We start from the raw sequence: 19,992 nt of genomic DNA on the forward strand, positions 1-19,992 counted from the left end.
TGCAGGCAACCCGTCAGCCCAGCCGCCCTGAGCAGCAGACAAGACGGGACGAGCGACCTGCACGCCCGTAGGCAGCGGCCGACGTTCTCCTCGATCACCAGACACGCAGCGTCAGACTCGCGCTCCCACGGACGACTGATCGGCGCCCTCCGCACCGGTATCCCCCGGGTGCCCGAACCAGCGACTGAGGGCTGACCGCAGCTCCGCCCGCCGCCGGTCGTCCGGGCTGGGTGACGCCGAGGCCCAGGCGACGTAGCAGTCCGGCCGCAGGAGCAGCCCGGTGACGCCGGGGTCGTCGCACCGCGCGGTCACGACCTCGACCCGGTCGCGCCACGGTGCCGCGACATCGGCGAGCTTCCCGCCGTCGGTGAGGTCCAGGAGCAGCGGCCGGGCGTCGCGGGTGAGCTCAGCGAGTCGCACCGTACCCGTCTCGGTGTGCAGCAGCAGGTCGGGCGCCCAGCGGCCGGTCAGGGCGGCCGCGGCCGCATCGTCGAGACTCGCGGTCGCACCCGCGCCACCGCGAGCAGCGCCCGCGTCACCGAGACCCGCGCCCATGTCGTAGCGGATGTCTGCGCCGGCTATCAGGTCCGCGAGGCGCTGCAGGGTGTTCTGGTCCGCCAGCAGCTCGCCGAACAGCTCACGGAGCGCGGTGATCTCGCTGCCGGGGCCGACCAGTACGCCCTGCGCCTGGGTGTGCATGGTCACCCGTTGACCAGCCGGGCGGCGCTCGGCCTCGTAGCTGTCCAGCAGGCCCTCCGGCGCCCATCCGCGCAACTCCGCGGCGAGCTTCCAGCCGAGGTTGATCGCGTCCTGCAGGCCGAGGTTGAGCCCTGGCCCGCCCATCGCGGAGTGCACGTGGGCGGCGTCTCCGACGAGCAGGATCCGGTCGGCGCGGAATCGGTCGGCCAGCCGGGTGTTGCCACCGGTCAGCCGCCGCAGCATGTGCGGTCCGGCCCCTTCCGGGGGACTGATCGGCACATCTACGCCGAGCACCCGCTGGATGCTGTCCCGCAGTTCGGAGATCGTGAGGGGCTCGTCGAACCGGGCGTCATGGCCGGGCGGCAGCATCTCGGTCGTGCTCACCAACGGGGGGCCGCTGGGGAACGGCGCGAACGTGATCAGTCCGCGCTCGGTCCGGTGGTGCAGGAAGGGCGGGACGGCGCCGTAGCCGGGAATGAGCAGCCCACCGGAGACCGGGTCGATCAGCTCGGCCGGCATGCTGACGTGACCGCTGCGGGAGATCCTGCGGTCGGTGGTCACGCCGGGGAAGCCGATTCCGGCGAGCTTGCGGACCACGCTGTGCCCGCCGTCGGCTCCCACCAGGAACCGCGCCTCGATCCGGTACGGCCCCGCGGGACCGGCCACCTCGACTGTGACCGCGCCGGAGTCCTGGGTCAGCCCGGTCAGCTCGTGACCCCGCCGGATCTCGACGCCGAGTTCGGCGGCGCGCTCGGCCAGCATCTCCTCGATGCGGCGTTGAGGCACCATCAGCAGGTAGACCGGGTTGTCGGACAGGGCGGCCAGGTCCAGCGGGAACGCACCGAACATGAAGGCCGGCGCTGGGCTCGGCGGCGCGGTGGTGCCGCTGAGCCGTTCATGGAGACCGCGCCGGTCGAGCATCCGCACGACCTGGCCGACGAGCCCGTTGGCCCGCTGTTCGCCGGACGGACCGGACAGTCGCTCGAGGACGAGTGGCCGGACACCGGCCAGGGCGAGTTCGCAGGCCAGCATGAGGCCGTTCGGACCGGCACCGGCGATGACGACGTCGATGGGCATGACAAGATCCTTTGAGTACGGGTGCGCACGCGCGCACGGTGGATCGACCCGGCGGCGCCGGGTTGACGTACTGGAGGAGGAGCCCGCGCTACGGCGTGGGCAGGCCCGCGGCGAACTGCGCCAGAGCCTCGGTCAACAACCGCTGCATCTCCACGGGCGGATCGGTGCGCAGCCAGAGCTGCATGGCCACGTTGCCGGCGGCCGTGACGGCGGCGGCAACCAGGTTCGGATAGAGGTCACGGTTGACGTCGGTGCCGGTGCGCTCGGCCACCGCGGCGGCGATCTCGGCCTCGGCGAGCGCTCCGGCCCGTAGGAACTCGCCCTGCAGCGCCGGCTCGGCGACCATCACCCGCACTCCGGCGATCCACTGCTGAGGCTCGGTCGCCGGGCGCGCGATCGTCTCCGGCGGCGGCTCGAACTGCGCGCGCGCCGCGTAGGCGATGGACTCCCAGAGCGGCTCGGAGGCTGGGCGGCCCCGCAGTATCTCCGCCCCCCGCAGGGATCGGTCGAGGTGGCGGGCGACGATCGCCTCGGCCTTGCTGGAGAAGTAGTTGTTGAACGTGCGTGGTGACACCCCCGCCGCCTCGGCGATGTCCTCCACCCGTACGCGGTCGAACCCGCGCTCGACCGTGAGCCTGACGGCCGCCCAGCTGAGCATCGCCCTGGTTTCACGCTTCTTGCGCTCCCGCAGGCCGATCCGCACGCCGTCCTCAGTGCTCATGGCGCCCACACTAGCCTAAGTTGCGCGTTGAGCAAAGATGCGTGGTGCGCAATTTCTTACCCCATCGAGGCCTCGGGACCAGGCGGCACGCAATCTCCCCGACTGGAGATGACCAGGCAGGCGAGAGGTTCATACTTCTTAAAGATTCCAGTTTGACCCTATATATCCGCTTATGCGTGGCTTACGGTGGCCCAATGGACAGAGGTAGTCCCCTTGGAGATTTCCTCCGCGCCCGACGCCAGGCCAGGGACATCGAAGACCTGGGGCTGCGCGACTCCGGGCGTCGCCGTACGCCTGGATTGCGCCGTGACGAGCTGGCCGCGCTGGCCGGCGTCAGCGCCGACTACTACGCACGGCTGGAGCAGGGACGCGAACGCCACCCGTCGGATCAGGTGCTCGGCGCGCTCGCGCGGGTCCTCCAACTCGACCACGAGGCCACTGACCACCTGTTCGACCTGGTCCGTCCTCGGGTGGCGAGGCCGGCAGCGTCCGGATCGACCGACCGGGTCAGCCCGAGCGTTCTCCGGCTCATGGAGCGCTGGAGCGACGCCGTGGCGTTCGTGACGAACCGCTGGTTCGACGTCCTGGCCAGGAACGAGGTGGCCGCCGCCCACCTGGGGGCGCTGGAGTACACGGACAACCTGCTGCGGCTGACCTTCCTCAACCCCATGGCCCGCGAGTTCTACCTGGACTGGGAGGAGCAGGCGTGGTCCAAGGTGGCGCACGTGCGCGCCGCCGCAGGAGCGGACCCGGACGACCCGGCGCTCCTCGAACTGGTCGAGGAGCTCTCACAGCGAAGTGCGGACTTCCGCCGGATGTGGGCTCGCCACGACGTGCGGGCCAAGACCAGCGAAGTCCTCCGCCTGAACCACCCGATCGTCGGCGAGGTGACGCTCTTCCAGGAGTCGTTCACCGTCAACAGCGCCCCCGGGCAGATCCTCTTCGTCGCCCAGGCCGAGCCGGGCAGCCGTTCCGAACGGGCAATGGCCGCACTGGCCGCGCTGGGCGCTCATGGGTCCGGCGCCGGCCACCCGCAGGCCCGATCCGCTGGACGGCCGGGCGGATCCTCAGAAATGACGGGCTCCGCCGAACCAACGCGCCGCTCGGACTCGGCCGTCGTCGCCTCGCGAATGAGCGGGCGCGGATAGCGCGCTCCCCGCCCTGTCCGCACGACTCCCCACACGCCCCTATCCACCGACTGTCTGCACGCCCTCCGCGCGCCCGCCCAACGCGCCTGCCCGCCGGCTGTCCGCTCCCCTAGCCGCCGGCTGTCCGCACGCCTGTCCGCGCTCCTGCCCACTGACCGTACGCACGCCCTCCCGCACGCCTGTCCGCCGGCTGTACGTACGCCCTCCCAACACGCCTGTCCGCACTACCCCGGCTGGCCACATCTCATTTCGCAATCGATTGCGCGGCGCTCGCAATCTGAAGCCCGAGGTGAGGTTCTTGCTGCCCAAATAATGCGTATACACCTTCTTGACGCTGGTTAGCCCGTTGGGTACCGTCGGCGCAACCGATTGCAGCGGTCAACGCCAGAGGCAGGAAAACAGGCTGATCTGAGCAGGGAGCTGGGATGGGGCAAGTAGAGGCCCACAGTGCGCCCGGCGCACAGCACGCCGCGGATGACAGGGCGTCGGAGCCGGCGCTGATCGAGGCAGTACATGTGACCGCGGGCTACGACAACAGGCGGGAACACACACGACTGATCGCACTAAGAGACGTCTCACTCCAGGTACGGCGGGGCGAGTTCCTCGCCATCGTCGGGCCGTCCGGTTGCGGGAAGACGACCTTCATCAATCTGATCGCCGGCTTCGTCAAGCCGATCGAAGGTTCGGTGCGCGTGCGCGGCGAGGAGGTCACCGGCCCGGGCGCCGACCGGGCGATGGTCTTCCAGGACTACGCCCTGCTTCCCTGGCGGACGGTCGAGCGGAACATCCGGTTCGCCATGGAGAACCGCCGCGGGCACGTGCCGAAGGCCGAGCAGGCCGAGCGGGCGGCGCGCGCGCTCCGGCTCGTCGGGCTGACGGGTTTCGAGAAGTCGTATCCCCATGAGCTCTCCGGAGGCATGCGCCAGCGCGTCGGGATCGCACGCGCACTCGTCACCGAGCCCGAGATCCTGCTCATGGACGAGCCGTTCGGCGCGGTGGACGCGATGACGCGGGAGGCCATGCAGGCGGAGCTGGAGAAGATCATCGCCGAGACGCGGCAGACGGTCGTCTTCATCACCCACTCGATCGACGAGGCCATCCTCCTCGCCGACCGCATCGTGGTCATCAGCAAGCGGCCCGGCACCATCCGGGAGGTCATCGACGTCGACCTCCCACGCCCGCGGTTCGACGAGCAGGCCGACGTCCAGCGCTCGCCCAGGTTCGGAGAGATCCGCAGTCATCTGTGGTCGCTTCTGGCGGACGAGGCCCTGGGCGCGAAGCAGGAGGTCGCGACACGATGACCGAGACGATCCAGGGCGCCACGCGCACCAACGACCAGCAGAACGGTCAGCAGATCGAGAGCATCGAGGTCAGCAGGTTCGCGCGGTTCAAGAACGTCGGGATCACGGTGGTCAACCTGGCCGTCTTCTTCGTGATCTGGGAGCTCGTCGCCCGCGCGGAAGTGATCAACTCGCTGTTCTTCCCCCGGGCGAGCGACATGTTCGCCGCTCTGTTCAACGGCTTCGCGGACGGCACGATCTGGCCGCAGCTCAGCCACAGCCTCACGAACTTCCTCATCGGCCTGGCGATCTCGGCGGCGATCGGCATCCCCGTCGGCCTGCTCATGGGCGCCAGCAAGATCGCCGACCTGATCCTCAGTCCCTACGTATGGGCGATGACCTCCCTGCCCCGCGTCGCCCTCATCCCCCTGCTGATCCTGATCATGGGATTCGGCAACTCCATGCAGCTGACGATCATCGTCCTGTCCGCCGTCTTCCCGATCATGGTCAACTGCATGGCGGGCGTGAAGACGGTCGAGCCGTCACTGGTCCGCGCGGGAGTGGTGTTCGGGGCCAGCAGGCTGCAGATCTACCTCAAGGTCATCCTGCCCTACACGCTCCCGTTCGTGATCTCCGGCGTCAACCAGGGCATCGCCCGCGGACTCGTCGGCATGCTCATCGGTGAGCTGCTCGGAGGCGGAGGCAACGGCCTCGGCTTCCTGCTCGACAGGGCGGGCGAGCAGTTCGACGCCCCGATGTTGTACGCGACCCTGATCCTTCTCGCCGTCATGTCCGTCGGACTGGTGCAGGCGATGCGCTGGCTCGAACAGCGCGCGGCGCCATGGCGCGACATCTCACGCGCATAGATTCCTCCACCCCCCGCCCGGGTCGGTGCGGTTCGCCATCCCCCACTCGACACAGCCGCTTCCACGGGACGACGCCCAGGAGTCACCGATGCACAGATCCAAGCAGTTACTGTCCGTATTCAGCCTCACCGTCCTCCTCGCTGCCTGCGGAGGCGGCGGAGGAGGCGCGGCCGCCCCGAACGCCGCGAACAAGAGCGCTCCGGCGAGCGCCGACGACATCGACGCGACGATCGACACGAGCAAGGTCAAGCACAACCTCGTGGTCGGCGTCGACAACCCCTACTACCTGTTCCACGAAGACATCCTGGTGGCCCAGGACAAGGGCTACTTCAAGGAAGTCGGCATCGACAACGTCGAGATCAAGACCATCGAGGACCCGCTGCCCGCTCTCATCGGCGGCTCGCTCGACATGGCGCTGTACGACTCCGACACCACGATCGCCGCCGCCAAGAAGAGCAACACGGGAGTCCGGTTCCTGTCGGTCTACCTGGGCGGCGAGGCCAACATCCTCGGCGTCGGCAAGGGCATCAACACGGCCGCCGACCTGAAGGGCAAGACGATCACCGGCGGCCAGTTCAACAGCCGCAACGACGCGATCCTGCGTGAGCTGCTGGTCAAGAACGGCGTCACCCCGGACAAGGACGTCAAGATCGTCAGCACCGGCGGCCAGTCGAACGAGCGGCTCCAGTCCGTGATCGCCGGCGTGGTCGACGGCGCCAGCGTGCAGCTGCGCCACCGTGAGCTGCTGGAGAAGGCCGGCGGCAAGTTCCTGTTCGAGGAGACCCGCAGAGTGCCGCAGAACGGGTGGGCGGCCAACAAGCTGCTGACGGAGAGCCCGGAGACGGTCACGGCGTTCCTCACGGCCACGCTGAAGGCACGGCAGTTCATCACGAACCAGGCGAACAAGGACGAGGTCCTAGCGCTGATGGTGAAGAAGGGATTCGACGTCCCGCCGGAGTTCGCGAACGCGTACTCGGCGGAGAACGCCCCCGACTACCACGTGGCCGACGGCGGATTCGATCCCGCCGACATGGACAAGTTCATCCAGGACCAGATCGGGTTCAAGTCGGTCCCGGAGGGCACGGACTGGCGGGCGTTCACCTACCTCGAACCGCTCTGGCGCGCCCAGAAGATCCTGGGCCTGCCGTTCAGGCCCGCGCTCGGGAACGTGTGAGCATGAGCCTGGGAACGGCTGCCGCCAAGGGGCTCCGGCTCGTCGCCCATCATGACCTCGCCGGCAGCGGCGACGGCATGCAGGTGATGCGCGAAGGCGACGCCCTGTACGTCGGCCACAGCGGAACGTCCCGGATGGGAACCTCGATCCTGGACGTGTCGGACCCGCTACGCCCTCGGCTGGTGGACCAGTGGCGCGCCCCGGACAACACCCACACGCACAAGGTCCAGGTCGCCGGCGGACTGCTGCTCGTCAACCACGAGCGCTTTCCGTACCGGCCGACCAGACCGCTCGGCCCCCACTCGGCGGGCCTCGCGGTGTACGACCTGAAGGACCCGTTCGCCCCGGAACAGATCGCGTTCTGGGAGTCCGGGGGCAAGGGCGTGCACCGCATCGTGTGGGAAGGCGGCCGGTACGCCCACATGTCGGCGGTGCCGGGGGGCTTCAGGGACCGCATCTGGGTCGCCGTCGATCTCGCGGACCCCGCGCGTCCCGTCGAGGCCGGGCGATGGTGGTGGCCGGGACAGTGGGAGGCGGGCGGCGAGCAGCCGGACTGGCCGGAGGGCCGGCGCTATGCCGCCCACCACGCCCTCGTCTCCGGCGACGTCGCCTACCTCGGCTTCGACGACGCCAACCTGGTCGTGCTGGACGTCTCCGACATGGCGGCGCCGAAGATGATCGGCCGGTGCCGGTGGGGCGGCGGTGCGACGCACACGTGCCTCCCCCTGCCGGGCCGCGACCTCCTCGTGGTCACCGACGAGCAGCAGCACGACGGTCCGCGCGCGCCGGAGAGGCGGATCCACCTCGTGGACGTCGCCGATCCGGCCGAGCCGTCATATCGCGGCGTCCTCCCCCATCCGGACGGTCCGTACGACGACCTGCCGATGCGCTTCGGACCGCACAACCTGCACGAGAACCGGCAAGGCTCCTACCGGAGCGAACGCCTCATCTTCGCGACGTACTTCAACGCGGGCGTTCGCGTCTACGACCTTGCGGATCCGGACGATCCGCGCGAGGTCGCGCACTGGGTCTCGGAAACGCCGCCCGGCCAGCAGGCGCCGCAGGCCAACGACCTGTTCGTCGACGGCGACGGGCTCATCTGGGTCACCGACCGCACCCATGGCGGGCTGTTCGTCCTGGAACCGGAGCCGGAGCTGGCCGCGCTGATGGAGGAGGCCCGCTGAAACGGCCGACGCAATCGGTTGCACGCCAAGATGACGTGGCGTTTCCGAGCCGCAGCAGGTGAACCCCCGGCATCGTGCTGCCTGCGCTCGCACCACATCATGCAACCGATTGCGTCGGCACCTGGAGTACCTGGCGGTACCCGGCGGCACCTGGAGTACCTGGAGTTCCTGGCAGCACCTACATCTTCGCCGCCGCCCGCTTGATCGCCTCCCGGATCCGGACGTAGGTGCCGCAGCGGCAGACGTTCTGGATCGCGTCGATCTCGGCATCGGTGGGGTTCGCGGTCTTCCTGAGCAGTGCGACGGCCGCCATGATCTGGCCGGGCTGGCAGTAGCCGCACTGGGCGACGTCCTGTTCGAGCCACGCCTCCTGCACGGGGTGGAGCACGTCGCCGTCGGCGAGCCCCTCGATCGTGGTGACCTCCCTGCCCGCGGCCTCGGACACGGCGACGACGCAGGGGTTGATCGCCTCCCCGTCGAGGTGACTCGTGCAGGCCTTGCAGACGTCGATGCCGCAGCCGTACTTCGGGCCCGTCACCCCGAGCCGGTCGCGCAGCACCCACAGCAGGGGCATGTCGGCGGGCGCGTCGACGGTGACGGTCCTCCCGTTCACGGCGAAGGTGTAGGTGGGCACGATCGGACTCCTCAGCGGGGAAACGGGGTGAAGTCGACGTCGAAGTTGATGGGGAAGCTGCGAGGCCGGATGCCGGTCGCCCGCGCGTAGGCGTTGGCGATCGCGCCGACCGCGGCGGGAACGCCCAGTTCGCCCGCGCCGCCCGGCTCGCCACCGGCGGGCATGATGAAGATCCGTACGTCGAGAGGCGAGTCCTTCTGCCGGGCGTAGTGGAACTGCGAGTAGCTGCCCTCCAGCGGCAGGCCCCGGTCGATGTGCAGGCCCGCCCTCAGGGTCGTGGAGATGGCGTCGGTCAGGCCGCCGAGCAGCTGCGCCTCCAGCCCGCGCGGGTTGATCGGGCGGCCGACGTCCGCCGCGATCACCGCCCGGACCACCCTCGGCTCGTCTGGGTCGCGCGCGTCGATCTCGACCAGGCACGCGGTGCACGACTTGTACTCGTCGTGGAAGCCGACGCCCTGGGCGAAGCCCGCCGGCATGGCGCGGCCCCAGTCCCCCTCGGCGGCGACCTTGTCCAGGACCCTCCGCTGCCGGTCGGTCTTGAGGAACGTACGGCGGAACGCGACGGGGTCCTTGCCCATCTTCTTCGCCAGCTCGTCGACGAGGATCTCCTCGGCTCCACGGGTGTTGGCCGAGTACACCGACCGCCAGCTCGCGGTGTGCATCTTCAGCGGCACCTCGTTGAGCAGTTCGGTCACGACGCCGAAGTCGTAGGGCACCTTCACGGTGGTGAGGAACACCGTCTGCGCGAAGCTCAGGTTGCCCGCGACCGGGAGACTGGCCGCGGTGGCCGTGAGGATCTCGCCGAGCCCGTGCCGCAGATCGGTCTCCACCGCGGCCACACGGTGTTCGTAGGTGAGCACCCGCCCGAGCGCGTAGGTGGCGCGGATCTTGTGATGCGTCGCCGGGCGGGCCCGGCCGTGCCGCATGTCGTCGATCCGCGACCACATCAGCTTGACAGGCTTGGCCATGGCCTTGGAGATCTGCGCGGCCTCGAGCGCGCCGTCGAAGAACAGCCTGCGGCCGAACGAGCCGCCGCTCTGCCTCACGTGCACGGTGACGCGGTCCTCCGGCAGGCCGATCGCCGCGGCGATGGTCTGCTTGGCGACGATCGCGGACTTCAGCCCGGCCCAGATCTCCGCCCGGTCCTCGCGTACGTCGGCGATCGCGCAGTTCGTCTCCAGCGGGGCGTGGCTGACGAAGGCGAAGTCGAACTCCGCGTCGACATGCAGGGTCAGCAGCGGCGGCACGGCGAACGGCAGGGCGGCGGCGCGGAGCCGCTTGCGGATGTCGGCGTCCGACAGAGAGTCGACGGTTCCGCCGTTCCAGGTGACGTCCAGCGCGTCCTTGGCGTCCAGCGCCTGCCCGAAGGTCTCGGCCATGACCGCGACGCCGGTCGGGACGACGGCGAGGTCGATCACGCCGGGCATGGCCCGCACCTCGGTCTCGTTGTTCACCGACCGAACGGTGCCGTTGATCGTCGGCGGCCGCCGCACCATCGTGGGCCTGGCGCCCGCCACGTCGAGGTCCAGCGTGTAGCGCATCGCGCCGGTCACCATCGCGCGGGCGTCGATGCGCGACGTCGGGGTGCCCACCAGGGTGTGCTCGGACTCCGGTTTCGGTTTCGCGGTGAGGCCCGGCAGCGGCAGCGTCGCCGCGAGGCTCGTGAGGGAGCCGTAGGTGGCCGTGCGCCCGTCCGGTGCGACGACCGCGCCGTCGCGGGTGACCAGCCGGCCGGGTGCCAGGTCCCATCGCACGCCGGCGGCGGCGACCAGGCGCGCCCGCGCGGCGGCGGCCGTCCGGCGCACGGGTCCGTAGACCGAGCGGATCGTGTTGGAACCTCCGGTCAGCTGGTTCATCAGCAGCTCAGGCCGCGCGTCGGCGAGCCGCACCCGCACCTTGGCCAACGGGAGGTCGAGCTCCTCGGCGACCAGCATCGCCACCGCCGTGGTGATGCCCTGTCCGACCTCGGCTCGCGGCAGCTCGAAGTGGGCTTCGCCGTCCTCGGTCACCTCCAGCGTCAGCAGGTGCGCCGTGGGCGTTCCGGCGAGGATGAGCACGTCGCCGAGGTCCATGATGTCCGCCGGCTGCGGAAGACCGGGCAGGCCCGCCTCGGCGGCCGCGGCCTCCTCCGGAACCAGGTTCGTCGTCGCGAGCGTCAACGTCGGAGCCGCGACCAGGAAGGTGAGGAACCTTCGCCGGCCGACCGCGCCGCCGGTGAGTTCTGTGGTGCTCGCGGTGGGGTCGCCCATGGAAATCCCCTCTCACCCGACACTGAGGTAACTCACGGGTAGGAGGCATCGTCGCACCGTGACGGATTCGGGATGGGCTGTTTCGCGGTTTCGGCCGGAAATCTCCGGTCAGGCGCGGCTCACGGGCCCGCGACCTTCACCGCCGCGAGGTGCGGCAGGACCTCGGCCCCGATCAGGGCGAGGTGGTCCAGGTCGTGGATGTCGAAGATGAACAGGTAGACCGTGTCGAACCCGAGCTCCCCCAGACCTGCGAGTTGTTCGGCGACCTGGTCCGGGGAGCCGATCGCCGCGGCGCCGCGGAAGAACGGCGCCATGCCCTCCGCCCGGCGTTCCACCTCCGCGGGCGTGGACCCGCAGGCGACGGGCACACACGCCGACCGCCGCGGCTCGCCCGGATCTCTGTCGATCTCCTCGCAGGCCCGGGTGAAGGTCGCCATCTGCTCGCGCAGGTCGCCGCCGAGACCCGCGTTGAACTCGGACACGTATCTGGCCGCGATGGCCGGAGTCCGCTTCGGCCCGGTGCCGCCGATCAGGATCGGCGGGTGCGGCGACTGGAACGGCCGCGGCGGAGTGCGGTTGGCCTCGATGCGGTAGTGAACTCCCTCGAAGGAGAATCCCTGATCGTCTCCAAAGGGCGTACGCCACAACCCGGTGATGATCTCCAACTGTTCCTCGAGCCGGTCGAAGCGTTCGCCCGTGTCCGGGAACGGGAACCCGAACGCGGCGTGCTCCCGGGCGAACCAGCCGGTGCCGACACCGAGTTCGACACGGCCGCCGCTCATCTCGTCGACGGACGCGACGATGGTCGCCAGCAGCCCGGGGTGACGGAACGTCGCCGCGCTCATCAGCGCGCCGAGCCGGATCCGCTTCGTGTCCCTGGCCAGCCCGCCGAGCGTCGTCCAGCAGTCGGTGGGCCGGTAGGCCGGGTCGTCGGGGTCGACGCCGAGCAGATGGTCCGAGCGGAAGAACGCGTCGAACCCGGCGCTGTCGGTGGCCTGGGCGAGCGCGAGGATGTCCTCGTAGCGGGCGCCGTGCCGGGGCTCCATGAGAACCCGGAGCCTGATCCCTTCTCTGCCTGCCACAACCGCACCGCCTTCGTCTGGGGACGTCTCCGAGATCAACTATGCAAAGCGAGGGCCTCTCGATCAAGACCGCGTCGGATGTGGACCGTGGACAACAGACATGGTGATCTGCCACCATTTCGGCATGATCATTGGAAAGGACGACATCACCTTCATCTGGTGAACGCTCTTGTGCAGCGGGAAGCTGCCGAAATCCGCGAAGAATGGCTGGGCCGGGCGTTGTCGACGCTGCCCGCCGACCGTACGGCCGCCGAAGCGGCCATCTCGGGCCTGTACCGCCTCATCGGGCTCGATCCACCGCGCTTCCACTGGGTCCCGTCACCGGTCGCGGCCCTGACGACCGTCCCGCCAGGTATGCCGTCATGGCCTGCGGAGCACATCGGGCGGGCGCCGGGATGGACTCTGCCGCCGCGGTTCTCCGCATCGATGAGACAGCTGTGCCTGGACCTCGACGCCCGGATCCATCCGTCGGTGAGCGGGCTGATTCGCCAGGAGGTTCGCGACCCGCTGTCGCGGTCCTCCGGAAGCTCTCTCCTCATGGCGCTTCGCGCGGCGCACGATGTGGAATACCACGCGACGAACACCTGGTACCAGACGCAGTGTGTCTCATGGGTCGCCCACTATGACGCCGTGCGCCGGGCGGCCGGGGCGGTCTTCACCTCCGAGCAGCTCAGGCGACTCGATCTCTGGGCGGCGGTGGCCCGGTCATGCGGCTGGTGGTGGCCTCGTCAAACCGTGTGCGTGATCTCCGAGCGGCCCGTCACCGTACGCACGGAGGTCTGGGGCGACAACGGCGAAGTGCGGCTGCACAGCGCGGACGGCCCCGCGATCCGTTACCCGGACGGGTGGGACGTGCACGCGTGGCACGGGACGCGGGTGCCTTCCTGGGTGTTCACGGATCCGAGCGTCCTCAGGATCGACCGGGAGGTCAACGTCGAGGTCAGACGGTGCGCGATCGAGCGCATCGGCTGGGGCTCCTACATCGGTCAGGCCGGGCTGCGCCTGGTCGCGTCCGCACCCGACCCGGGCAACCCCGGTTCCGAACTGCGGCTCTACGACCTGCGAAGGGAGACCCGGGTACTCCTCGCGATCAACGGGTCCGTGGAGCGTGACGGGGTCCGCCGCCAGTACGGGCTGACCGTGCCGGCCTCCTTCGACGATCCGGTCGCCGCCGCCGGCTGGACCTACGGGCTGTCCGCCGACCAGTACTCCCTTCTCGTCCGCCGAACCTGAGGTGCCTTCCATGACAGTGACTCTCGCATCGCTCTCCCAGCAGACCGGGCTCGCCGTGCTCGACCACCTCGAGCAGTCGGTGAGCATTCCCGTCGTCGACGGGCTCCAGGCCCAGGGCGACCTCATCGTCGTCCCGCTTCCCGTCATCGCGTCGTCCGTGCAAGTCAGGCCCGATGCGCGGTGGAGCGACGTGCCCCCCGAGGGGGTCGAACTGCTTCGCGGCGCGGCCGGGGGCAACCCGCACACGCTCGTCGCCGACCCGGGAACCTGCAGATGGACGCGCAGCGTGTCGGACTCCCATTGGCTGGCGATCGGCGTCTTCGAGACCTCGGCCGTCGCCTACCTGCTCCACCCCGAGCACGGGGCCACGGGCTGCACGCCCGGCACCTACGTCGTCCGCCGTCAACGCGAGTTCGGAGGGCGGAGGGAACGCCTCGTCGCAGACTGATCTCCACAGGCCGTGACCTGGGCCGTGACCTGGGCCGGGGACTGGCCGGGGACTGACCGGGGCTGGCCGAGGACTGAACGTACGAGTGCACGGCCGCCTGAGGTGGCCGTGCACACGTGCGGGATGGGGCCGTCGTCACAGGTCCGTGGCGATGATCTTTTCGATGTTCCGTTCGGCCAGCGCCGTGATGGTGACGAACGGGTTGACGCTGGTGTTGCCGGGGATCAGCGAGCCGTCGATGACGTACATGCCCGGGTAGCCGACGAGGCGGCCGTAGTTGTCGGTGGCCTTGTCCAGCACCGCGCCGCCGAGCGGGTGGTACGTGAGGTGGTCGCCCCAGATCTTGTAGGTGCCGAAGAGGTCGGTCCGGTAGATCGTCCCCTCCTTCGCGTTGATCTTGTCGAAGATCGTCTTGGCCATGTCGATGCCCGGTTGCTTCCAGGCGGTCTGCCAGTTCAGGTCGACCTTGCCCGTCGCGGCGTTCCAGGAGAACTGGGCGCGGTTGGGGTTCTTGGTGATCGAGAGATAGAAGGACGCGAAGGTCTCGATCCCAATGGGCAGCGGGGCGACCTCGGCGAACGCGCCGCCGGCGGTCCAGTTGTCGATGCCGGAGCAGGGAATGGTCGACTGGAGGCTGCCGGTCGGGTCCCACAGCCAGTTGGCCCGGCCGCACATGACGTTGCCGTTGTCGCCCCAGCCCTTGCCGATCTCGTCGTTCAGGTTGGGCAGCACGCCGGTGGCCTTCAGCTTGACCAGCAACTTGCTGGTGCCGACGCTTCCGGCTGCGAAGAACACCCTGTCGGCGAGCACGGTCTTGACGTTCGTGACGTCGCCGTTGGTGTTGAGCTGGTCGATGGAGACGGTGTAACCGCCGCCGCCCGCGGGAGCGACCGACGTGACCCGGTGCAGCGGGGAGATGGTGACCCTGCCGGTGGCCTTGGCCTGGGCGATGTAGGTCTTCTGCAGGGACTTCTTGCCGTTGTTGTTGCCGTAGAGGATCTCCCCGTCCAGTGCGGACTTGGTGACGGTCCCGGCCTGCTCCTGCTTCATGTAGTCCCAGTCGTACACGTTGGGCACGAAGCCCCACGGGAAGCCGGAGCGTCCGGCGTGCTTACGCCCGACCCGGGAGTACTGGTAGCAGGCGGCGGACTCGAACCAGGCCGAGTCGATGAGGCCGACGCCGAGCCCGGCGTTGGCACGCGGGTAGTACGTGTTGTACATCTCGTCGGGGTTCACCGTCGGGAGGACGAAGCCGAAGTTCTCCCGCTTGGGCGTGACCGCCATGCCGCCGTTGACCAGCGAACCGCCGCCGACGCCTCGGCCCTGGTAGACGATGATGCCGCCGAACTCCTCGGCGTCCAGGATCCCGGTGTAGCGCGAGATGTTCCGGTCGATCGGGAATCCGAGGAAGTAGTTGAGAGGCTGCTTGGTCTTGGTCCGGAGCCAGTACGACCGCTGGTCCGGATTCAGCGTGCTGCAGAAGATCTTGCCGTCGGAGCCGGGGGTGTCCCAGGCCATGCCCATCTCGATCATGTGCACGTCGACGCCCGCCTGGGCGAGACGCAGGGCGGCGACCGAACCGCCGTATCCGGTGCCGATCACCAGCACCGGGACATGCTCACCGGAGGCGATCGGGGCGGCTGCGGGGACGGCCGCCGCCTGGGCCGTTGTGGTACGGCCCGCGAGGGCCGCGACTCCAAGAAGAGAACCGGTTCCAGCGATGAACTTACGACGCGAGAATCCTTTGTGACCAGTACCGCCCGAGGGGTTGTCGACCATTTGATCTTCCTTACTCTAAATCAAGTTCTCGTTACTGTGCGTTAAGCCGCTACCTCTCCGTGAGTGGCTTGTGGGGGAATCGCCCCACCTGACGTTCCAGGCGTGCGTCTATCCGCCGGCCTGGGGGCGCCGGGCCGACGGCAGCGCGCACACGGTGTCGAGGCCCAGCACGTGGTTGAGCCGGCCGAAGGCCAGCCAGGAGCCGATGCTCATGCTCAGCTCGACGATCTCGAGCTGGCTGTAGTGCGCGCTCATCCGCGCCCAGAACTCCTCGTCGAGGCCGTGGTGGTCCAGGGCGTACCGCTCGGCGTACTCGGCGGCCAGCCGGGTGCGGTCGTCGAAGGCGTCGGTGGTCCGCCACTCGGTGACCGCGTCGAGGAACTCCACCTCGACCTTCTGGCCGTCCCGCTCAGTGCGCCAGTCGAGGCAGAAGGCGCACCCGTTGATCTGCGCGATCCGCAGCCGTGCGGCCTCGAACTCGCGCAGCCCGAGGGTCGTGTGGGCGTACACCGACATCGAGAACTTCGAGGCGGCGATCCCGATGCCCGGGACCATCTCACCCCACACGTACTCGATCGCGTCCCTGCCCTCGGGGATGTCGATGTTCACGGGTGTTTCCTTCCGAGGAAGCCGACGGCCGGACGCAGGGGCACGTCGAGGGCGTCATAGAGTCCGGGGTCCGCGTCCAGGAGCCAGTCGATGGCGCTCACCAGCCGGCCGACGGCTGTGGCGTTCCCGCCCGCGGCCCGGTTGCCGCCCTCGTCGGTGGCCTCGACCGTGACCTCGATGCGCGGACGGCCTTCGATGATCACGCGGTGCGCCCCGTCGCCGTCGGGCGGCGTGGGCCAGTCCGGCGCGCAGGACGCGTGGATGCGGGTGACGTGCTCGATGACGATGCGGGGCTCTCCCTCGACGATGCCCTGCACCTCGAACCGGACCGCCCCCTGGGTGCCGGCCTCGAAGTCGCCCATCGACTTGGTGCTGATCGTGGCGTCGAGCGGGCGCCGGTCCAGGGTCTCGCGGATCTCGTCGAGCTCGACGCCGAGGGCCCTGGCCATCAGCCGTATCTGCCCGCCCCACACCATGGTCGGGACGGTCGGCGCGGTCATCGGCGGCTCGTAGTCCATCGGCTGGCCCATGCCGACCAGGTAGCGGACCGAGTCGGGCTGGTCGTAGGTGGAGTAGTCGAAGATCTCCTGGCACCGGATCACGTCGATGGTCGTGCCGAGCCCGCTGATCAGCAGAGGCAGCACGTCGTTGCCCCAGCCCGGGTCGACTCCGGAGACGAACAGCGAGCCGCCCCCCTCCGCCGCGGCGGCCAGCACCGGCTCCCGCATCTCCGGCGGGGCGTTGCGCTGGTCGTAGAGCGCGTACAGCGAGGGGGTGACGACCACGGCTCCGATTCGGATCGCCCTGATGATGTCGGCGAGGGCCTCGTCGGGACGGATCTCTCCGGACGCCGCGTAGACCACGGCGCGCGGGCCGGCCGCCAGCACCGCGTCGACGTCATCGGTGGCCTCGACCCCCAGATCGTGGCCGAGACCGGCGAGATCACCCGCGTCGCGGCCTACCTTGCCCGGGTCGTGGACGAGCACGGCCGTGAGTTTCAGGGCCGGGTGGGCCTCCACGGCGCGGATGGCCGCACGGCCGACGTTGCCGGTACCCCAGACAATCGTGGGAATCATGGCCGGATCCTAACAAGCGCTTGCTTTGCTGTATAGTGTCCCCGCGATCCCCCGAAGACCGTTCTCACCAGAGGCGTTCGACGATGGTGACGTTGGCCTGGCCGCCGCCCTCACACATCGTCTGCAGGCCGTATCGGCCGCCGGTGCGCTCCAGTTCGTGCAGCAGGGTGGTCATCAGCCTGGCGCCGGTCGCGCCGAGGGGGTGGCCCAGCGCGATGGCGCCGCCGTTGGGGTTGACCCGGGCCGGGTCGGCGCCCGTCTCCTTGAGCCAGGCCAGCACCACCGGGGCGAACGCCTCGTTGATCTCGACGACGTCCATGTCGCCGATGGACATGCCGGTCTTCTTCAGCGCGTGCGCGGTCGCCGGGATCGGCGCGGACAACATGCGGATCGGGTCCTCGCCGCGCGCCGACAGGTGGTGGATCCGGGCCCGGGGGCGCAGGCCGTGGGTCCGTGCGGCCTCCGCCGACGCGATGAGGAGCGCCGCGGCCCCGTCCGAGATCTGCGAGGCCACCGCGGCCGTGAGCCGTCCGCCCTCCTCCAGGGTCCGCAGCGCCGCCATCTTCTCCAGGGACGTGTCGCGTCGCGGCCCCTCGTCGGCCGCGACGCCCTCGAACGGAGCGATCTCACGCTCAAACCGCCCCTGGTCGATCGCCCGGATCGCGCGCCGGTGCGACTCGTAGGCGAAGACCTCCATGTCCTCCCGGGAGATGTCCCAGTCGCGGGCGATCATCTCGGCGCCGCGGAACTGGGAGACGTCCTGCCCGCCGTACCTGGCCTGCCAGCCGCGCGAGCCGGCGAACGGCCCGTCGGTGAGGCCGAGGGAGTCCGTCGCCCCGCGGGAGGCGAAGGCGATCGGGATCTGGGACATGTTCTGCACCCCGCCGGCGACCACGAGGTCACTCGTGCCCGACATCACGGCCTGGGCCGCGAAGTGCACCGCCTGCTGGGACGAGCCGCACTGGCGGTCGACGGTGACGCCCGGCACCTCCTGGGGCAGCCCGGCGGCCAGCCAGCTCGTGCGGGCGATGTCGCCCGCCTGCGGGCCGACCGCGTCGAGACAGCCGAAGACCACGTCGTCCACCGCCGCCGGATCGACCCCGGAGCGCGACATGAGCTCGGTCAGCACATGGGCGCCCAGATCGGCCGGGTGCACACCGGAGAGACCGCCGCCGCGCCTGCCCACCGGGGCGCGCACCGCTTCGACGATGTAGGCCTCCGCCATAGAGAACTCCTCAGGTCGTCACGATCCCGTCCAGGACCATCGCCATGTACTGCCTGGCTATCTCGTCCGCGGACAGCCGGCCGTCGCTGCGGTACCAACTCGCGGCCAGCCAGACGGTGTCGCGGGTGAAGCGGTAGATGAGACCGGTGTCGAGGTCCGCGCGGAAGACGCCCTCCATGACCCCCCGGTCGAGCACCGACAGCCACATCGCGCGGAACCGCCGCTGCGAGTCGGTCAGGTAGGCGAACCGCGGATTCGTCGCCAGGTGCTTGGACTCGTTCTGATAGATCACGACCGCGGGGCGATGCCGGTCGATCGTGCGGAACGACTCGGCGATCAGCGCACGGAAGGTGTCCCGCGCGTCGAGCCCGGACGCGATCACGGCGTCGTAGGCCGCCCACATGTCGGTGAGGAAGACCGAGAGGACCTCGTCGACCATCGACTCCTTGGAGTCGAAGTGGTAGTAGAGGCTGCCCCCGAGCATGCCCGCCGCGTCGGCCACCTCGCGGACCGTCGTCGACGCGTATCCCCGCGACGCGAACACCTCGGCGGCGGTCGCGAGCAACTCCGCCCGGCGCTCGGCGCGTGCGGCCGCGGTGCTCTCGGAGTCTCGACGTCGTGGGCTCATGGAAGGGCAGACCTCTCAGGGATGCTGGCTGGAGACCGAGACGATCTCCCCGGTCATGTACGAGGAGTAGTCGCTCGCGAGGAAGACGATAACGTTGGCCACTTCCCAGGGCTCCGCGTAGCGGCCGAAGGCCTCGTCCTCCACGAGCTCCGCCAGCAGTTCCTCCGTCGTCACCTTGGCCAGGTGCGGATGCATGGCCAGCGAGGGCGCCACGGCGTTGACCCGCACGCCGTACGGCGCGGCCTCGACCGCGGCGCATCTGGTCAGAGCCATGACCCCCGCCTTGGCCGCCGCGTAGTGGGCCTGGCCCTCCTGCGCCCGCCAGCCGACCACCGAGGCGTTGTTCACGATCACGCCGCGGCCTCTCGGCTGCATGCGCGACAGCGCGGCCCGCGTGCAGCGCATCGTGCCGGTCAGCGTCACATCGAGCACCCGGCCCCACTGCTCGTCGGTCATCTCGGCGAGCCTGGCCGTACCGCCGAGACCGGCGTTGTTGACCGCGACGTCCACCGGGCCGAAGCGCTCCTCGGCGACCTCGAACAGCGTGCGCACCTGCTCCTCCGAGGTGACGTCGCAGGGCACCGCCGTCACGTCGTCGCCGAACTCCGCGCGCAGCTTGTCGAGGCTCTCGCCGAGCCGCCGCTCGTGGGCGTCGCTGATCACCACGCGCGCACCCTCCTCCAGCAGGCGGCGCGCGCAGGCGCCCCCGATGCCGGTGCCGGCCGCCGCGGTCACCGTCGCCACCCGGCCGCGCAGCAGGCCGTGACCGGGAACGTAGGTCGGCTGCATGCCCCGCCCTTCACGGATCCCCGGCCCGCCGGGATCCACCTCGCTGAGCTTACGTGGTTTACTCTATCAAATAGTTGTTAGAAAGAATGCG

18 protein-coding genes are annotated in these 19,992 nt (G+C 69.6%); 7 read left to right on the top strand and 11 right to left on the bottom strand.

Annotated elements, in window-relative coordinates:
• Positions 1-111: 111 nt before the first annotated feature.
• Together Pph01_RS11915 and Pph01_RS11920 are read right to left on the bottom strand one after the other, a co-directional pair.
• On the bottom strand, positions 112-1,776 hold the full coding sequence (locus tag Pph01_RS11915; protein ID WP_204073113.1) for an FAD-dependent monooxygenase: 1,665 nt from the start codon (positions 1,774-1,776) through the stop codon (positions 112-114).
• 88 nt (positions 1,777-1,864) lie between these two features.
• Entirely contained in the window at positions 1,865-2,497 is a 633-nt protein-coding gene (locus Pph01_RS11920; RefSeq protein WP_204073114.1) for an acyl-CoA-like ligand-binding transcription factor, read from the bottom strand.
• 194 nt (positions 2,498-2,691) lie between these two features.
• Here Pph01_RS11920 and Pph01_RS11925 point away from each other — a divergent pair, with 194 nt between their 5' ends.
• The 5 genes from Pph01_RS11925 to Pph01_RS11945 all read left to right on the top strand — a co-directional run bounded on the left by Pph01_RS11925 (position 2,692) and on the right by Pph01_RS11945 (position 8,149).
• Complete coding sequence (locus tag Pph01_RS11925) at positions 2,692-3,645, top strand: helix-turn-helix domain-containing protein (protein ID WP_204073115.1); 954 nt, start codon at positions 2,692-2,694, stop codon at positions 3,643-3,645.
• A gap of 425 nt (positions 3,646-4,070) precedes the next feature.
• Positions 4,071-4,946: an ABC transporter ATP-binding protein gene (locus Pph01_RS11930; RefSeq protein WP_204073116.1), complete on the top strand. Its 876-nt coding sequence runs from the start codon at positions 4,071-4,073 to the stop codon at positions 4,944-4,946.
• Positions 4,943-5,791: an ABC transporter permease gene (locus tag Pph01_RS11935; RefSeq protein WP_204073117.1), complete on the top strand. Its 849-nt coding sequence runs from the start codon at positions 4,943-4,945 to the stop codon at positions 5,789-5,791. Before Pph01_RS11930 ends, Pph01_RS11935 begins: the two co-directional genes overlap by 4 nt.
• Positions 5,792-5,879: 88 nt before the next feature.
• Positions 5,880-6,965 carry an ABC transporter substrate-binding protein gene (locus tag Pph01_RS11940; protein WP_204073118.1) on the top strand — a complete coding sequence of 362 codons (1,086 nt, stop codon included), beginning with the start codon at positions 5,880-5,882 and terminating at the stop codon, positions 6,963-6,965.
• A gap of 2 nt (positions 6,966-6,967) precedes the next feature.
• Entirely contained in the window at positions 6,968-8,149 is a 1,182-nt protein-coding gene (locus Pph01_RS11945) for an LVIVD repeat-containing protein (protein ID WP_204073119.1), read from the top strand.
• A 178-nt stretch (positions 8,150-8,327) separates the two neighbouring features.
• On the opposite strand, the gene Pph01_RS11950 is transcribed toward Pph01_RS11945, so the two are convergent.
• The 3 genes from Pph01_RS11950 to Pph01_RS11960 all read right to left on the bottom strand — a co-directional run bounded on the left by Pph01_RS11950 (position 8,328) and on the right by Pph01_RS11960 (position 12,114).
• Complete coding sequence (locus Pph01_RS11950) at positions 8,328-8,783, bottom strand: (2Fe-2S)-binding protein (RefSeq protein WP_275412823.1); 456 nt, start codon at positions 8,781-8,783, stop codon at positions 8,328-8,330.
• Between the two features lie 11 nt (positions 8,784-8,794).
• Positions 8,795-11,032, bottom strand: a complete 2,238-nt coding sequence (locus Pph01_RS11955) for a xanthine dehydrogenase family protein molybdopterin-binding subunit (RefSeq protein ID WP_204073120.1) — start codon at positions 11,030-11,032, stop codon at positions 8,795-8,797.
• Positions 11,033-11,151: 119 nt separating this feature from the next.
• Positions 11,152-12,114: an LLM class F420-dependent oxidoreductase gene (locus tag Pph01_RS11960; RefSeq protein ID WP_308441891.1), complete on the bottom strand. Its 963-nt coding sequence runs from the start codon at positions 12,112-12,114 to the stop codon at positions 11,152-11,154.
• 159 nt (positions 12,115-12,273) lie between these two features.
• Here Pph01_RS11960 and Pph01_RS11965 point away from each other — a divergent pair, with 159 nt between their 5' ends.
• Together Pph01_RS11965 and Pph01_RS11970 are read left to right on the top strand one after the other, a co-directional pair.
• The gene (locus Pph01_RS11965; protein ID WP_204073121.1) at positions 12,274-13,347 is read left to right on the top strand and encodes a DUF6745 domain-containing protein; all 1,074 of its coding nucleotides are present in this window, start codon (positions 12,274-12,276) and stop codon (positions 13,345-13,347) included.
• A 10-nt stretch (positions 13,348-13,357) separates the two neighbouring features.
• Entirely contained in the window at positions 13,358-13,795 is a 438-nt protein-coding gene (locus Pph01_RS11970; protein ID WP_204073122.1) for a DUF8820 family protein, read from the top strand.
• A gap of 135 nt (positions 13,796-13,930) precedes the next feature.
• On the opposite strand, the gene Pph01_RS11975 is transcribed toward Pph01_RS11970, so the two are convergent.
• The 6 genes from Pph01_RS11975 to Pph01_RS12000 all read right to left on the bottom strand — a co-directional run bounded on the left by Pph01_RS11975 (position 13,931) and on the right by Pph01_RS12000 (position 19,901).
• The gene (locus Pph01_RS11975; RefSeq protein ID WP_204073123.1) at positions 13,931-15,574 is read right to left on the bottom strand and encodes a GMC oxidoreductase; all 1,644 of its coding nucleotides are present in this window, start codon (positions 15,572-15,574) and stop codon (positions 13,931-13,933) included.
• A gap of 108 nt (positions 15,575-15,682) precedes the next feature.
• A complete protein-coding gene (locus tag Pph01_RS11980; protein ID WP_204073124.1) occupies positions 15,683-16,183 on the bottom strand; it encodes a carboxymuconolactone decarboxylase family protein in 501 nt (166 codons plus the stop codon).
• Positions 16,180-17,259, bottom strand: a complete 1,080-nt coding sequence (locus tag Pph01_RS11985) for an NAD(P)H-dependent amine dehydrogenase family protein (protein WP_204073125.1) — start codon at positions 17,257-17,259, stop codon at positions 16,180-16,182. Before Pph01_RS11985 ends, Pph01_RS11980 begins: the two co-directional genes overlap by 4 nt.
• 64 nt (positions 17,260-17,323) lie before the next feature.
• Positions 17,324-18,484: an acetyl-CoA C-acetyltransferase gene (locus Pph01_RS11990; protein WP_204073126.1), complete on the bottom strand. Its 1,161-nt coding sequence runs from the start codon at positions 18,482-18,484 to the stop codon at positions 17,324-17,326.
• A 10-nt stretch (positions 18,485-18,494) separates the two neighbouring features.
• Positions 18,495-19,112: a TetR/AcrR family transcriptional regulator gene (locus tag Pph01_RS11995; protein WP_204073127.1), complete on the bottom strand. Its 618-nt coding sequence runs from the start codon at positions 19,110-19,112 to the stop codon at positions 18,495-18,497.
• Positions 19,113-19,127: 15 nt separating this feature from the next.
• Positions 19,128-19,901 carry an SDR family oxidoreductase gene (locus tag Pph01_RS12000; protein WP_204073128.1) on the bottom strand — a complete coding sequence of 258 codons (774 nt, stop codon included), beginning with the start codon at positions 19,899-19,901 and terminating at the stop codon, positions 19,128-19,130.
• Positions 19,902-19,992: the final 91 nt, after the last annotated feature.

This window comes from Planotetraspora phitsanulokensis, from assembly GCF_016863295.1.
Lineage (GTDB): Bacteria > Actinomycetota > Actinomycetes > Streptosporangiales > Streptosporangiaceae > Planotetraspora > Planotetraspora phitsanulokensis.

Bases quoted from the DNA above. Each gene is read 5' to 3' on its own strand.
- Pph01_RS11915 (WP_204073113.1), bottom strand. From the start codon at position 1,776: ATGCCCATCGACGTCGTCATCGCCGGTGCCGGTCCGAACGGCCTCATG.
- Pph01_RS11920 (WP_204073114.1), bottom strand. From the start codon at position 2,497: ATGAGCACTGAGGACGGCGTGCGGATCGGCCTGCGGGAGCGCAAGAAG.
- Pph01_RS11925 (WP_204073115.1), top strand. From the start codon at position 2,692: ATGGACAGAGGTAGTCCCCTTGGAGATTTCCTCCGCGCCCGACGCCAG.
- Pph01_RS11930 (WP_204073116.1), top strand. From the start codon at position 4,071: ATGGGGCAAGTAGAGGCCCACAGTGCGCCCGGCGCACAGCACGCCGCG.
- Pph01_RS11935 (WP_204073117.1), top strand. From the start codon at position 4,943: ATGACCGAGACGATCCAGGGCGCCACGCGCACCAACGACCAGCAGAAC.
- Pph01_RS11940 (WP_204073118.1), top strand. From the start codon at position 5,880: ATGCACAGATCCAAGCAGTTACTGTCCGTATTCAGCCTCACCGTCCTC.
- Pph01_RS11945 (WP_204073119.1), top strand. From the start codon at position 6,968: ATGAGCCTGGGAACGGCTGCCGCCAAGGGGCTCCGGCTCGTCGCCCAT.
- Pph01_RS11955 (WP_204073120.1), bottom strand. From the start codon at position 11,032: ATGGGCGACCCCACCGCGAGCACCACAGAACTCACCGGCGGCGCGGTC.
- Pph01_RS11970 (WP_204073122.1), top strand. From the start codon at position 13,358: ATGACAGTGACTCTCGCATCGCTCTCCCAGCAGACCGGGCTCGCCGTG.
- Pph01_RS11975 (WP_204073123.1), bottom strand. From the start codon at position 15,574: ATGGTCGACAACCCCTCGGGCGGTACTGGTCACAAAGGATTCTCGCGT.
- Pph01_RS11985 (WP_204073125.1), bottom strand. From the start codon at position 17,259: ATGATTCCCACGATTGTCTGGGGTACCGGCAACGTCGGCCGTGCGGCC.
- Pph01_RS11990 (WP_204073126.1), bottom strand. From the start codon at position 18,484: ATGGCGGAGGCCTACATCGTCGAAGCGGTGCGCGCCCCGGTGGGCAGG.
- Pph01_RS11995 (WP_204073127.1), bottom strand. From the start codon at position 19,112: ATGAGCCCACGACGTCGAGACTCCGAGAGCACCGCGGCCGCACGCGCC.
- Pph01_RS12000 (WP_204073128.1), bottom strand. From the start codon at position 19,901: ATGCAGCCGACCTACGTTCCCGGTCACGGCCTGCTGCGCGGCCGGGTG.